The sequence below is a fragment of the Pseudomonas sp. LBUM1661 genome (genome assembly GCF_059695925.1).
Genome location: NZ_CP166794.1, coordinates 6,136,679 through 6,151,216, shown reverse-complemented (window position 1 = coordinate 6,151,216; position 14,538 = coordinate 6,136,679). Strand labels below are relative to the sequence as shown.

General features: G+C 52.1%; 10 protein-coding genes. 9 read left to right on the top strand and 1 reads right to left on the bottom strand.

The window, feature by feature from the left end:
• Positions 1 to 106: 106 nt before the first annotated feature.
• Positions 107 to 571: a bacterioferritin gene (bfr, locus tag ACA057_RS28260; protein WP_059402166.1), complete on the top strand. Its 465-nt coding sequence runs from the start codon at positions 107 to 109 to the stop codon at positions 569 to 571.
• A 100-nt stretch (positions 572 to 671) separates the two neighbouring features.
• Here bfr and uvrA read toward each other — a convergent pair whose 3' ends face one another.
• Positions 672 to 3,506, bottom strand: a complete 2,835-nt coding sequence (uvrA, locus tag ACA057_RS28255) for an excinuclease ABC subunit UvrA (RefSeq protein ID WP_497344117.1) — start codon at positions 3,504 to 3,506, stop codon at positions 672 to 674.
• Between the two features lie 191 nt (positions 3,507 to 3,697).
• Between uvrA and ACA057_RS28250 the strand changes: the two genes are divergently transcribed.
• From ACA057_RS28250 to ACA057_RS28215, 8 genes are all read left to right on the top strand, one after another.
• A complete protein-coding gene (locus tag ACA057_RS28250) occupies positions 3,698 to 5,095 on the top strand; it encodes an MFS transporter (RefSeq protein ID WP_497344115.1) in 1,398 nt (465 codons plus the stop codon).
• 9 nt (positions 5,096 to 5,104) lie between these two features.
• Entirely contained in the window at positions 5,105 to 5,632 is a 528-nt protein-coding gene (locus tag ACA057_RS28245) for a single-stranded DNA-binding protein (RefSeq protein ID WP_016969466.1), read from the top strand.
• Positions 5,633 to 5,847: 215 nt separating this feature from the next.
• Positions 5,848 to 7,086 (top strand): tyrosine-type recombinase/integrase, encoded by a 1,239-nt coding sequence (locus ACA057_RS28240; RefSeq protein ID WP_497344113.1) that lies wholly within the window; start codon positions 5,848 to 5,850, stop codon positions 7,084 to 7,086.
• Positions 7,087 to 7,258: 172 nt separating this feature from the next.
• The gene (locus ACA057_RS28235; protein WP_497344111.1) at positions 7,259 to 8,659 is read left to right on the top strand and encodes a tyrosine-type recombinase/integrase; all 1,401 of its coding nucleotides are present in this window, start codon (positions 7,259 to 7,261) and stop codon (positions 8,657 to 8,659) included.
• The gene (locus tag ACA057_RS28230; RefSeq protein WP_497344109.1) at positions 8,659 to 10,644 is read left to right on the top strand and encodes an integrase; all 1,986 of its coding nucleotides are present in this window, start codon (positions 8,659 to 8,661) and stop codon (positions 10,642 to 10,644) included. The genes ACA057_RS28235 and ACA057_RS28230 overlap by 1 nt, the downstream gene beginning before the upstream one ends.
• Positions 10,641 to 11,135: a protein kinase gene (locus tag ACA057_RS28225; protein WP_497344107.1), complete on the top strand. Its 495-nt coding sequence runs from the start codon at positions 10,641 to 10,643 to the stop codon at positions 11,133 to 11,135. The genes ACA057_RS28230 and ACA057_RS28225 overlap by 4 nt, the downstream gene beginning before the upstream one ends.
• A 287-nt stretch (positions 11,136 to 11,422) precedes the next feature.
• Positions 11,423 to 13,687: an nSTAND3 domain-containing NTPase gene (locus tag ACA057_RS28220; RefSeq protein WP_497344105.1), complete on the top strand. Its 2,265-nt coding sequence runs from the start codon at positions 11,423 to 11,425 to the stop codon at positions 13,685 to 13,687.
• A gap of 173 nt (positions 13,688 to 13,860) precedes the next feature.
• Positions 13,861 to 14,427 (top strand): recombinase family protein, encoded by a 567-nt coding sequence (locus ACA057_RS28215; protein ID WP_497344103.1) that lies wholly within the window; start codon positions 13,861 to 13,863, stop codon positions 14,425 to 14,427.
• Positions 14,428 to 14,538 lie beyond the last annotated feature (111 nt).

Genomic DNA, 14,538 nt, shown 5'->3' with positions numbered 1-14,538 from the left:
TTAAACCACTTTTCTCAGAATATCTTCGCTTTTATCGCGCAAACGCAGTGACCAATCAGCCGCCTTGGTTCAAACTACAGACTTTCAAGCAGGGAGATGTAGGGCGATGCAAGGCCACCCAGACGTAATCGATTACCTCAACACGTTGCTGACCGGCGAACTGGCGGCGCGTGATCAATATTTCATCCATTCGCGGATGTACGAGGACTGGGGTTTCACCGAGCTCTACGAACGTATCAACCACGAGATGGAAGAAGAGGCTGGGCACGCTGATGCCTTGATGCGCCGAATTCTCATGCTCGAAGGTACGCCGCGCATGCGCCCGGACGACCTCGATGTCGGCACCACAGTCCCTGACATGCTGGCCGCCGACTTGCGCCTGGAATACAAAGTCCGCGCCGCACTCTGCAAGGGCATCGAGCTCTGCGAGCAGCACAAGGATTACGTCAGCCGCGAGATGCTGCGTATTCAGCTGAACGACACCGAAGAAGATCACACTTACTGGCTTGAGAAGCAGCTGGGTCTGATCAAGTTGATCGGTCTGGAGAATTACCTGCAATCGCAGTTCTGAATTGTCTCCTGTAGGCGCGAGCAAGCTCGTTCCTACAGATCAGATACAAAAAAGCCCCTGTCACTGACGAAGTGACAGGGGCTTTTTCATGGGCCCTGATTCAGGCCCTGTCGCGAGCCAGCAATGGCTTGAGGTAGAAGCCGGTATGAGACTGCTTCATCTCGGATACTTCCTCCGGTGTGCCGACGGCAATGATCTGTCCGCCCTTGGAACCGCCTTCCGGCCCCAGGTCCACCAACCAGTCCGCCGTCTTGATCACGTCCAGGTTGTGCTCGATCACCACCACCGTGTTGCCGTGGTCGCGCAGTCGATGCAGTACATCGAGCAGTTGCTGGATATCCGCGAAGTGCAAACCGGTGGTCGGCTCATCGAGGATGTACAGCGTCTTGCCGGTATCGCGTTTCGACAGTTCGCGGGACAGTTTCACCCGTTGTGCTTCACCGCCAGACAATGTGGTCGCCGATTGCCCCAGCTTGATGTACGACAGTCCGACGTCCATCAAGGTCTGGAGCTTGCGCGCCAGGGCCGGAACCGCATCGAAGAACACCCGCGCTTCCTCGATAGTCATCTCAAGCGTCTCGTGGATGCTCTTGCCCTTGTACTTGATCTCAAGCGTCTCGCGGTTGTAGCGCTTGCTCTTGCAGACGTCGCACGGGACATAGATGTCCGGCAGGAAGTGCATTTCCACTTTGATCAGGCCATCGCCCTGACAGGCTTCGCAACGTCCGCCCTTCACGTTGAAGGAGAAACGCCCCGGACCGTAGCCGCGAGAGCGGGATTCCGGGACGCCGGCAAACAGTTCGCGAATCGGGGTGAACAAGCCGGTGTAGGTCGCGGGGTTGGAGCGCGGTGTGCGACCGATCGGGCTTTGGTCGATGTCGACAACCTTGTCCAGATGCTCAAGGCCTTTGATGCTGTCATGCGCGGCGGCTTCAAGTGTCGTTGCGCCGTTGAGTGCCGTAGCGCTCAAAGGAAACAGCGTGTTGTTGATCAGCGTCGACTTGCCCGAACCGGACACACCCGTCACGCAGGTCAGCAGGCCGATTGGGATGTCCAGATCGACATTGCGCAAGTTGTTGCCGCGAGCGCCCTTGAGGGACAGCGACAACTTCTTGTTACGCGGCGTGCGTTTGGCCGGAACCGCAATCTTCACCCGTCCCGACAAGTACTTGCCGGTCAGTGAGTCAGGGTGAGCCATGACCTCGGCCGGTGTACCTTCGGCGACGATGTGTCCACCGTGTACACCCGCGCCAGGGCCGATATCCACGACGTAGTCCGCCAGGCGAATCGCATCTTCGTCGTGCTCGACCACGATCACCGTGTTGCCGATGTCCCGCAGGTGCTTGAGCGTGCCGAGCAAGCGGTCGTTGTCGCGCTGGTGCAGGCCAATCGACGGTTCGTCGAGGATGTACAGAACACCCACCAGGCCGGCGCCGATCTGGCTGGCCAGGCGAATACGCTGAGCTTCACCGCCGGACAAGGTGTCGGCACTGCGATCCAGCGACAGATAATCGAGGCCGACGTTGACCAGGAACTGCAGGCGCTCGCGGATTTCCTTGAGAATCTTGTCGGCAATTTCGCCACGGCGGCCGGTGAGCTTCAGCGAACCGAAATACTCGCAGGCGTCGCCAATCGGCAGATTGGTCACCGCAGGCAGCGTCTTCTCGCCCACCCACACATGCCGCGCCTCTCGGCGCAGGCGGGTGCCGCGGCAGTCCGGGCAATGCTGGGTGCTGAGGAATTTGGCCAGTTCTTCACGCACCGAGGCCGATTCGGTTTCTCGGTAGCGACGTTCCAGGTTCGGCACGATGCCTTCGAACGGGTGCGAGCGTTTGACGATATCGCCACGGTCGTTCAAGTATTTGAAATCGACGTTCTGTGAACCGCTGCCGTGCAGGATGAATTTCTGCTGATCGGCCGGCAGTTCATTGAACGGCACTTCCAGGCTGAATTTGTAATGAGAGGCCAACGACCCGAGCATCTGGAAGTAATAGACGTTACGCCTGTCCCAGCCGCGAATCGCGCCTTCGGCCAGGGTCAGTTCGCCGTTGACCAGTCGCTTGATGTCGAAGAACTGCTTCACCCCCAAACCATCGCACGTCGGGCACGCACCGGCCGGGTTGTTGAAGGAGAACAGCTTGGGCTCCAGCTCGCTGATGGCATGACCGCAGATCGGGCAGGCGAAGCGCGCGGAGAAGATCATCTCTTCGCCGGGCTCGTCGTCCATCGGTGCAACCAGGGCAATGCCGTCTGCCAGCTTCAGCGCGGTCTCGAACGATTCGGCCAGACGCTGTTGCAGATCGGCGCGGACCTTGAAGCGGTCAACCACGACATCGATCGAATGCTTCTTCTGTTTGTCCAGCTTCGGCAGCTCGTCCAGCTCGCAGAGCCGGCCGTTGACCCGCGCCCGCACAAAGCCCTGGGCGCGCAGTTCTTCGAAGACCGACAAATGCTCGCCTTTACGCTCGCGGATCACCGGCGCTAACAGCATAAGCTTGCTGCCCTCCGGTTGCGCGAGAACCAGGTCGACCATCTGGCTGACGGTCTGCGCTTCCAGCGGAATGTCGTGGTCCGGGCAGCGCGGAATACCGACGCGAGCGTAAAGCAGGCGCAGGTAATCGTAGATTTCGGTGATGGTGCCGACCGTCGAGCGTGGGTTGTGCGAGGTCGACTTCTGTTCGATGGAGATGGCTGGCGACAGGCCTTCGATGGTGTCGACGTCAGGCTTTTCCATCATCGACAGGAACTGCCGGGCGTAGGCCGACAGCGATTCGACGTAGCGGCGCTGGCCTTCGGCGTACAGCGTGTCGAAAGCCAAGGAAGACTTGCCGGATCCGGACAGGCCGGTGATGACGATCAGTTTGTCCCGTGGCAGGGTCAGGTCGATGTTCTTCAGGTTGTGGGTTCGGGCCCCACGAATCAGGATCTTGTCCAAAGTGGCCTCGCTTGGCGGGCGTCGAAAACGTAGGAGTATACGGCCAAATACTGGATGGATGCACACTATCAAACGAGCGGATTTGTGTCTTACATGAAGAGTCTGTCAGCGGAGCGCGTCAAAGCGTCGCGATATACCCCGTCAATCGATGGGACTGGTAGAATCGCCGCCGGTTCACATGAGGTTTTTCCATGCACGATCCCCACAGCGAACGCATGAGTGGCAGTGAGACGCGCGCAGCAAGCGGTCTGGCCCTGGTGTTCGCCTTCCGTATGCTTGGCATGTTCATGGTGTTGCCGGTACTGGCGACCTATGGGATGGACCTGGCGGGAGCGACCCCGGCCCTGATCGGGCTGGCGATTGGCGCTTACGGCCTGACCCAGGCGATTTTTCAGATTCCTTTCGGTTTCATTTCCGACCGCATCGGTCGCCGTCCGGTGATTTACCTGGGATTGATCGTCTTCGCCCTCGGTAGTCTGCTGGCCGCCAATGCCGATTCGATCTGGGGCGTGATCGCCGGACGAATCTTGCAGGGTGCCGGAGCGATTTCCGCGGCAGTGATGGCGTTGCTGTCAGACCTGACCCGGGAACAGCATCGGACCAAAGCCATGGCCATGATCGGCATGACGATTGGTCTGTCGTTCGCGGTCGCCATGGTTGTAGGACCGTTGCTGACGCGCGCCTTCGGCTTGTCTGGTTTGTTCCTGGCCACGGGTGGCATGGCGCTGTTCGGGATCGTGATCGTGATGTTCATGGTGCCGCGCGCAACCGGTCCGTTACAGCATCGCGAATCCGGTGTCGCGCGTCAGGCGCTGATGCCGACGCTCAAGCACCCGGACCTGCTGCGCCTGGACCTGGGCATTTTTGTGTTGCACGCGATGTTGATGTCGAGCTTCGTTGCATTGCCCCTGGCCCTGGTCGAAAAAGCCGGGCTGCCCAAAGAGCAGCACTGGTGGGTGTACCTGACCGCGCTGCTGATTTCGTTCTTCGCGATGATCCCGTTCATTATCTATGGCGAGAAGCGACGCAAAATGAAACGAGTTTTGCTCGGCGCCGTCGTGACGCTGATGCTCACTGAGCTATTCTTCTGGCAGTTCGGCGACAGCTTGCGGGCTCTGGTGATTGGTACGGTGGTGTTCTTCACCGCGTTCAATCTGCTGGAAGCCTCGTTGCCGTCACTGATCAGCAAGGTTTCACCCGCTGGCGGTAAAGGCACGGCGATGGGGGTTTACTCCACCAGTCAGTTCCTCGGTTCGGCGCTGGGCGGGATCCTCGGCGGCTGGATGTTCCAGCATGGCGGTCTGTCGGTTGTGTTCCTCGGATGCGCCGGTCTGGCTGCCCTCTGGTTGGCCTTTGCTGTTACCATGCGCGAACCTCCCTACGTCACAAGCCTGCGCTTGCCGTTGTCGCCTGAGGCGATCCGTGAAGCGGGTCTGGTTGAGCGCCTGAAGGCAGTCGTAGGGGTAACAGATGCAGTGATCGTCGAGGATGAAGCGGCGATTTACATCAAATTGGACACCGAACTATTGGATCGCACGACCCTTGAGCGCCTGGTGAACAACCCGGCCGAGGCAGCGTGCGTAGCCTAGGAGAACGTTATGGCCCGTGGGGTTAACAAAGTCATATTGGTCGGCACTTGCGGCCAGGATCCTGAAGTTCGCTACCTGCCTAATGGCAACGCCGTGACCAACCTGAGTCTGGCGACCAGCGAACAGTGGACTGACAAGCAAACCGGTCAGAAGGTCGAGAAGACCGAATGGCACCGTGTATCGATGTTCGGCAAGGTTGCCGAGATCGCTGGCGAATACCTGCGTAAGGGTTCGCAGGTGTACATCGAAGGCAAGCTGCAGACCCGCGAGTGGGAAAAAGACGGTATCAAGCGTTACACCACTGAAATCGTGGTCGACATGCAAGGCACCATGCAACTGCTAGGCGGCCGTCCACAGCAGGGCGACCAACAAGGCGGGGGCAACAACTATCAGCAGTCCGCTCCAGCCCCACGCCAACAGGCGCCGCGTCCGCAGCAGTCGGCACCGCAGCAGTCGCGTCAGGCTCCAGCGCCACAGCAGGCCGCTCCGCAGCCGGCTCCGGATTTCGACAGCTTTGATGACGATATCCCTTTCTAACCTACATAAGATCAAAACGTAAAGGTTGTTGGATGGATGGGTGGCTGGAAGTGCCTTGTAATCCTTGACTTACGTGATTAAAACGAAGCTCTCTGCGCTGTAAAGCTAAGAGGGCTTTTTTTTGCCATGTGTAAAGCTGCGAAGAATTTGACTACACAAGATAAGAGTGTAAAGATAAAAGTCTACATAACGAAACGTAAAGGATGGGTGTGTTCATGGATGTGAAAATGGTACGACATCCTTCCGGGCAGAACCTGCCGATCCTCCTTGACGATGACGGCCTGCCGATTCCGCTTCCAAATGAGTGGGTCATGCAACGACGAGGTTTAAGCCCTAATACACTCACAAGAAATCTTAGGGAGTTGTCGATCCTCTGTGCATGGCTGGACTCGCTTCGCATTGATTTTGCTGCCTGCGTGTCCGGTGAGCGCATGTTTGCCGAGGCTGAATTAGCGGGAAGTCTTTGTGAGCGCCTGCGCATAGCGGTGAAGGTCCCCGCCGTGCAGGCCGGGGTGGTCTCTATAAGTCAGGGTAAGAAACTCGCTGTTTCTCCCCTGACATATAAGTTGCGGTTGATCACCGTGCGGCAGTTCATGGGTTGGTGTTTTCGACTCAAGATTGGTTCGTTGGCGTCCGGGGATCCCGCGCTTCTTAGAATTCAGGCACACAAAGAGCATGTCGATAAAGTTCTCAGTGACCAAGAGATCAATAATCCTCCTCAGAACAGGTCCATTACTAAAGGGCTGCGTGATCATCAAGTAACGGCTCTCGTTTGGTGCGTGGATTTTAGAAATCCGGAAGCATATGGGTTAAACGAGCATGTAAGGTTTAGGAACTTCATTATTGTGATGATTATGCTGACCTTTGGTCTTAGGCCAGCGGAAGTTCTAACTCTTAGGGTGGATGATATCGAGTTCGGGGGCGTCACGGCTCTGCGTGTTTTAAGGCGTGTTGCGGATCCGAATGATATGCGAAGCCCTCAGCCTAGGGTCAAGCGGAACGGCCGCGACATGATAATGCAAACGCCTACTCTCATACGGCTGATTGAAGAATACATTGAGATTCATCGCGAAAACGTTATGGAAAGGTTTGGGAAGGATCATAACTATTTGATCGTCTCAGACGAAGGCGATCCGTTGCATGGAAACAGCGTATCCAACTATTTTCAGATCATTCGTGAGAAGTTTAAACACGCATTGCCGTCAAACCTAACTCCTAAATCCCTTCGGCATACGTACTCAAGTAGAACCGAGCGCGAAATGGCTGAGCGTGGCGTTCCTGAAGATGAGCGTAAACAAGTTTTGGCGTACCTAAGGGGTGATAGTAGTGTGCGTTCTCAGGAAGTGTATATCAGCGGAGAAATTATTCGCCAAGCTACTGCCGTTCAGTCTAAATACCATGATACACTAATGGAAAGTTTCATAGGGTATTCAAGTAATGAATCAAGCGTTTAGACAACAGCCTGATGAGGCTGAACTGTGGGAGCCTATTCCCAAGTCAGTTATAAGTAGAGAAGGTCATGTAGTTAACACGAGTGGGCTGCAATGGCACTTGCCCTCTACCAGTGGCAGGTTCGCAACCTGCAAGTTTGATCGAATACAAAACTTAAGGTTTCGGTACGCGTTGATGCGTTACTGCATACATGTGATAAAAACTACATCTGCGGGATATGCGTATAGCGTTTGGACCGATTGTTGGCGGTTTCTTTTGTTAGTCAATCCGGAATTCAATCGTGCAGTGATTGTCAATTTTGAGCTTGAATTGATTAACTATGTTGAGAAAATGATAGCGACCACGAGACGTGACCATAAGCTCTACCAAGTCTCTCGTGTGAAAGCGTGGTATCTCTGGGGGTGTCAGTACCTGAGTGAGCTGGGTTTCAGCGGCGAATATGCCTGCGTGTTGGAAGCCCTCAAAATACCTGGAGGACCTAAGGGCGAAGCCGTTAAGAACGAGGACGTGGATGCTGGGCCTCTGCATCGTGTATATGAATTGCAGCCCCTTTACAATGCTCTGCACACCACTATCTGTACCGATGTCACGGAATATCAGCAGCGGGCCGCATTGGCGCTGTTCATTGCTCACGGTAGAAATCCGGCAAACCTGTCCTGGTTGCGAGAAAGCGACCTGATCAACGTCGCTCCTGGATTAGATGAACCGTGCTGGGTAATAAGATATCCCAGAATTAAAAAACAGCTCCTGAATCCGCGTGATGATTTTGTGGAAGTACAGATCCCTAATGAATTTGCGCCCTATATCCAAGATCTAATTGTTGTTAATCGTACCCTTGAGCCGAGCAATTGGATGGGCGTCGATCCCGATAAGTTTGATAGGCCCCTGTTTTTTAATATCTACGTTAACACAGCGGCTGCTGTTTCAGGCCACCGTGACGCTTTTTTCAATTATGAATCAGGATATTTTGCTACGCTTCTCCAGGGCTTCGTTTCCAAACATAGTATTGTCTCTCCCCTAACAGATATGTTGCTGCATCTCAGTCCGAGGCGTCTTCGTTATACCTTGGCAACAAATCTGGTTAAGGATGGCGCAACTCAACGGCAGCTTGCCCAAATCCTTGACCATACCGATCTTCAACATGTGCAGGTTTATTTTGATCTGGCTGGCAATATCGTTGAGTTACTCGACAAAGCGTTAATTGGACCGTACGCGCAAATGCTCCGTTTCTTCAAAGGTGATTTCATCGCGCCTGGGCAGAAAGCCGTAAATGAAGAGGACGTAGGTAAGCATATTCCGTTCGTTTATATTGAGGACGCTCCAGATATTGATTTGGGCGTGTGTGGTAAACATTCACTCTGCGCCTTGCATCCTCCTTACTCCTGTTACAAATGTCCTAAATTTCAAGCTTACCTTGACGCCGATCATGAAGCCGTTTTGCTGCATCTGATAAATGAACGCGAGGAAAAATTCAGGTCAGCGGATAAACGAATAGCAGGTCAACTTGACGAGATCATCTTCGCTGTGGCTCAAGTTGTCGAGAAATGCAAAGAAGTTAAAGTAGGGGCTGCATAATGGCGAAAGTGGCCGCTTTTTTAAGCAAGCTTGAAGTGGATCGTGCGGTAAACTTGAGCAAGCTGACAGATAAAGCAATGATGTTAGGGATGCTGGGCTTTGAAAAAGTAGTTTGGGAAGATCCAAGCTGGATGATCACAGCTGGCCCGCTGACGATCATATCAGCCAAACGATCAGGGACGCCTAGTATTTATTTTAAGCACGCCCCCAATATAGGGGGGCAAGATCTTAAAAACGATTGGGCAACAGTTGCGAAGACGCTTTTTTGTCTTCGCGCTCATAGGGCGAACCAGAAGCTGCCAAACCATCAAACGTTCGTAGCAGCAATAAGTTACATCAGTCATTGTGTCGGGGGAGAACGTCCGCTTTCCAGACTTATGCCCGAAGACTTAGACGCCGCTTGCAGGTTGATATCAACTCATTACAAAGAGTCAACTGCTTACAATCTACATAAAGCAATAAACGAGTTCGCAGCCCATTGCGATGCGAATCAGCTTTGCAATGTTAGGTTCGAGTACAAATACTCAGGGTTGAAGCGACCCGCTAACGCTGGTGGTGTAGCACACAAGCGATTGGATGCCCCTGAGAACCTTGAACACACAACCGGGGATCGGATAGTTGACCTTTCGGTTTTTGAGCTGATTGGCTTGCTATACCAAAATGTTCCGAGTAACCACAAGTACCGGATGTACATCCTGATGCTCGTGTTGTTGGCGTGCATTGGAAGGCGTTTCAGCGAAATTGCGACATTGCCGCTTCAGGAGGTCGGGACTGACTATGAAGGTAGGAGATACCTACGCTATTTTCTGATGAAAACAAGCAAAGGTGATAACGCTCATCCCATTGACAAGGCATGGCTTCCTACGGATGCCGTTTCGATTATTGAGGACGTAATCACTGAGCTAACGGATATTACTCAGGCGGCTAGGTCCACAGCACAGGAGATGCGTATTGTCGGTGGTCCTGATTTACGTTGGATCGAGCCTTATGCTGAAGAACACCGATTCTACATTGCAGACCTAGAAGCCTTGGGGTTTAGCTTCAACGTTTTGCGCCCAGCAGGATGGCTTACAACGAATGGCCTCACGTTTCCAGATCCAGACAAGCTGACAGTTCAAGGCATACGTCCAGCTAAACCATCGCGCTTCACCACCAAGCAGGGCTTGATTTCGTATTGCCAGAGCATGTTTGATTCACGATTGAATGATCCTGTCCGGATCGCTACAAGCGGTCAGATCTATCACCAAGAAGATTTGTTCTTTGTGCGATACGCGGGTATGTCCTCCGGAGGCGTCTCTGTGTGTGTGGTCGCGCCAGTAACTCACTCAATGTTCACGACATTCATTCGAGACCATCTTGAACCGCTTACTTCCGAGTACGGCGGTGGCAATGTCAAGCCAGACTTCTCAAGTCACGACTTTAGGCACACCATTAATACTCTCCTGAATGACGGTGGTATGAGTGATTACGTCCAAACAAAGTGGTTTGGTCGGAAGTATGCAAATGATACAAAGGCTTACCAGCACACGTCGCGTGAAAAAAGAGCATTGATTTATCAAGAGAAAATTCGGGAAGGCAAAATTGGTGGGGTGGTTGCAGATAACTACATCCAGCTCCCGGTGGAATACAAAGAGGCTTATCTCAAGGCTAAGATTACCGGAGTCCATGAACTTGGGACCGGCATGTGTACGCGTAACCTCTCCCAATCGCCTTGCCCAAACCATCTCGAATGCCATGCTAAATGTTCGGATTTCTCCTGGGAGAAGGACAACGACGGTAAGAAAGCAGGCGTAGTGCGCGCTTTCGAGGTCGAGGTAGTTCAGTACGAGAATGCGGTTACCAAGTCCCAATCTAGTAGGCAGGGCGAGAGCCACCAATGGATGGCCCATTCACAGAAGAAAATCGAGACCCTCACCTCCATGCTGGGTGATTTTCAAATGGACGCTGAAGCGATCAAAGCGAAAGCACTTGGAGCGCAGCCATGAGCAAATTTGCCAAGAGGATGGACTCGGGGGATGTCAAAGCTATCGTAAAGGAGCTGGACCGCTGGGCTTTAGGTGAGTTGGGTTCTGGCCTGCGATGGAAGACGCTGGAAGACCAGTTTGGGTTTACGCGCCAAGCATTGAATGCTCGTCTAGAAATCAAGGTCGCGTTTGATGCTGCCAAGGCGTCCCTTGCGGGCGGTCTGGCTTCCAAGCAAAAGAACGCGGTGCGGGATGCTGGTGAGCTGGTGCTTCGGGTTGCACAGCTTGAGAGGGAGTTACAAGCCTACAAGGATCGGGAAGCGAAATGGTTGCTCAGGTGGCAGCAAATTGCTTACAACATACGGGCAAGATTTGGTGCTCAGATGAGTAGCATCGATACTCATGTGGGCTCGCGGGAGGGGCTTCCTAATCTGCGTGCCACCGAGAGCATTCTCAAGCAGCTCGATAAGCCTATTCCGCCTGTAGGGAGTTTGGATTCTGAACATGAATGAAAGCCATGCCGTCTCCTATTCGGTGTGACTTGGATGGTTAGCAACCTTGCTCCTGGCGAAGCAACCTACTCCCATTCCCTGGACTCTTTCGGGGCGTATGCCACGGTCCTCTTCTTACTGAGTCAATCCGACCGGTCATTAGCCCTACTGATGGCACTAGGCGAATGTATACGCCTGTTGTGACCTGTCGCGGGTTCGATTAGCTTCAAAGCGCTTCCCTGTAACTGGTTATACTCACTGAAAGTTTCCATCGTCGGGATGTGACTAAACAGGGTAGTGGGGCTTCTGTGAACGAGTACGATTTTTCGCGGCTGAATGATAAGGAATTTGAAGTATTTTGCACCGATCTGCTCAGCGCGCGGGAGGGAGTCCGCTTTGAACGGTTTAAGCCAGGGCGTGATGCTGGGGTGGATGGCCGCTACTTTAAGTCAGATGGCGACGAGTGGATCCTCCAGTGTAAACACTGGATTTCGACGCCTCTGGAAAAACTTGTAAAGTACGTTGATGATGTTGAAAGGCCTAAGGTCCAAAAGCTATCCCCTACGCGTTATATTTTAGCCGTGTCACATTCATTATCACGACACGATAAAAGCATTTTGATGCAGAAGCTGACACCTTTTGTTTTGACGCCAAGTGATATCTTAGGGCGGGAAGATCTCAATGATATATTGGCGCAACATCCTGAGGTGGAAAGGCGTCATTATAAGCTTTGGATAGCTAGTGCAAATGTTTTACGATATTTTTTTGACAAGCCTATTCACGATCGAAGCGAATTTACATACAGTGAGATATTGGCAGACTCAAAGTTATATGTGCCGACGATAAATCACGAGGCGGCACTCGAAAAATTGGAGTCTATGAATGTTGTGATTATTACTGGTCCGGCAGGTATCGGGAAAACAACGCTGGCGGGGCAGTTGATCTTATACTATGTTTCCGAAGGATTCTCTCTTGCCTCCATATCTCATGATATAAAGGAAGCTGAAAGTGTTTTTGATTCGGAGTTAAATCAGATATTTTATTTTGATGATTTTTTGGGGCGGAACTATCTTGAGGCTCTTTCTGGGCACGAGGGTGCACAGATAGTAAGCTTTATTAAGCGTATCGTTAAGGACCCAAAAAAACGTTTCATCTTGACTTCTAGGACCACAATCTTGAATCAAGGTAAAATTCTGAACGACGTGTTCGAAAACGAAAATGTTAACCGAAACGAGTTTGAAATCACTCTTGAGTCAATGACGAGCTTAGATAAGGCTCGCATCTTATATAACCATATCTGGCATTCTGGCTTGGATGGTGAATATGTTGAACAGCTGTATGAGCAAAAGCGGTATCGTAAAATAATTGATCATTCGAATTTTAATCCTCGATTAATTCGTTTTATCACCGATGCTCAGCGTTTAGAGGGCGTTACTGCTGAGAGCTATTGGGCTCATGCCAGTGATCTGTTGAATAATCCAGCAAAGGTTTGGGAGCATCCATTCCAGGCTCAGTTGGATGACTGTGGTCGTGCACTAGTGTTCTTGGTGGCTATGAATGGACGTTTAATTTCGGAGCATGATCTTGCTGAAGCATTTGTGCGCTATCTAAGCGCTCCAGGTATAGGCAGTTTAACAGGGAAGAAAGATTTTCTATTAAATCTACGCCACCTTGCAGGCTCAATGCTGACCCGGTTCATGATTAACGATACCCAGCCTTTCCTTCGTTTGTTTAATCCGTCGCTAGGTGATTTCATATTCAAACGATATTCAGCTAACGCGCCTGCCTTGAGGACTTGTTTCGGTAGCTTGCAAACCCTGTCTTCTTTGAAGACGCTAAGGGATATGGCAGATAATAAAATTATTACTGCGAAGGTTGCGGCGGACATTGCTGGTCATGTTTTTAGGTGCGCACACGAATTCAGGTTTTTTGGCTCTAGTGCAGAATTTATTGCGCAACTATGTGTAATGAGGACCGAATTTGGCGCGCCTTTTAGTGTTTTAGATGGAAGCCTCTTAGAAGCGATAGAGTTTATCTTAGGCTCTGATTGCAAAGGTTCGTATTTGGCTTCGGCCAAGGTTGTGTTGTGGGCTGTAGAAAACAACCTTGTCAACATGGACCGGCTTGTTAGCTTCTTTGAGAAGGCTTGCGCAGGCAATCCTTCATATGAGGAGCTTTTACCCATAGGGGAAATGGTTGGTCATTTGGAACCCTCCGAGCATCAAGATCTTATTGAGCTTTATGATGAGACAGTAGCCGACCATTTAATCGGCACTTTTGAAAATGAGTTCCCAGAATCGGTTGTGTTTAATGAGTGCGGCTCAGAAACTCAGGCGCATAGAAATTTCAGAGAGCTAATCGAGCGGCAAGCAGATGAGTTAGGTGTTAATGATTTATCAGGAGTGGTAGACAACGTCGTTGATTCTGTAGATATAGAGAAACATATTCAAGATTTCTTCTATGGCGGAGAATACGAGCCGGATTATGAGCATCATAGAGATCAGAGCATAACTTGGTCTGGTCGAACCTACGATGAGGTCGATCCCGTTGATGATTTGTTTGCACGCGACTAATGCACGTGTGTCTATTCGACGCCATTTGGTTTTAGCGTCCAATTACTTGATGTCGCATAACTTCTAAGTCGTGCGACACAAACATCATTGCTTATAATCAGGGTGTTGACATGTCGCATAAGTCTGTCGCAAATTATGCTATACTTGCGACATAACTTACGACAAGGATTGCTATGACTGAACAACACTTAATCGGCTATGCGCGTGTTTCAACTCTCGGACAAAGTCTTGAGCAACAACTTGACCGGCTTTCGTCGCTTGGATGTCAGCGCATTTTCGAAGAGAAATTGAGTGGGGCTAATCGGGATCGCCCTCAACTCAATCGCTTACTCGATCACTTACGCCTTGGCGACGTGGTCGTCGTGACTCGTTTGGACCGGCTTGCTAGATCAACTGGAGACTTGTTGCAGATCGCGGAGCGAATAAAGACGCTTGGAGCAGGGCTGCGTTCATTGGCAGAGCCATGGGCTGATACCACTACACCTGCGGGCCGAATGGTCTTGACCGTGTTTGCAGGAATTGCAGATTTCGAGCGTGCATTGATCAATGAGCGGACGAGCGTTGGGCGCGCTGCGGCGAAGGCAAGGGGTGTTCGCTTCGGGCCCAAACCGTCACTCACACCAGACCAGATCGCTCACGCTAGACAATTGCTGAGCCAAGGACAGGCTGTCAGCCAGATCGCAGGTTTGTTTCAGGTTCATCGTGCAACCGTTTACCGGGCATTGGCTCAACAACCATAGCGCACGAGCCCCCCTGGGTATTTTCCGGCAAAGCCGGGTTAGGCTCCCGGAGTTGTCACGAGACCTTCCGTTGGGAAGAATCCCCTTGCACACCCAAGCTTCGGTAATTTC

What these genes read in the sequence shown, in the direction of transcription:
- bfr (WP_059402166.1), top strand. Translation starts at nt 107, where the DNA reads ATGCAAGGCCACCCAGACGTAATCGATTACCTCAACACGTTGCTGACC.
- ACA057_RS28250 (WP_497344115.1), top strand. Translation starts at nt 3,698, where the DNA reads ATGCACGATCCCCACAGCGAACGCATGAGTGGCAGTGAGACGCGCGCA.
- ACA057_RS28245 (WP_016969466.1), top strand. Translation starts at nt 5,105, where the DNA reads ATGGCCCGTGGGGTTAACAAAGTCATATTGGTCGGCACTTGCGGCCAG.
- ACA057_RS28240 (WP_497344113.1), top strand. Translation starts at nt 5,848, where the DNA reads ATGGATGTGAAAATGGTACGACATCCTTCCGGGCAGAACCTGCCGATC.
- ACA057_RS28235 (WP_497344111.1), top strand. Translation starts at nt 7,259, where the DNA reads ATGCGTTACTGCATACATGTGATAAAAACTACATCTGCGGGATATGCG.
- ACA057_RS28230 (WP_497344109.1), top strand. Translation starts at nt 8,659, where the DNA reads ATGGCGAAAGTGGCCGCTTTTTTAAGCAAGCTTGAAGTGGATCGTGCG.
- ACA057_RS28225 (WP_497344107.1), top strand. Translation starts at nt 10,641, where the DNA reads ATGAGCAAATTTGCCAAGAGGATGGACTCGGGGGATGTCAAAGCTATC.
- ACA057_RS28215 (WP_497344103.1), top strand. Translation starts at nt 13,861, where the DNA reads ATGACTGAACAACACTTAATCGGCTATGCGCGTGTTTCAACTCTCGGA.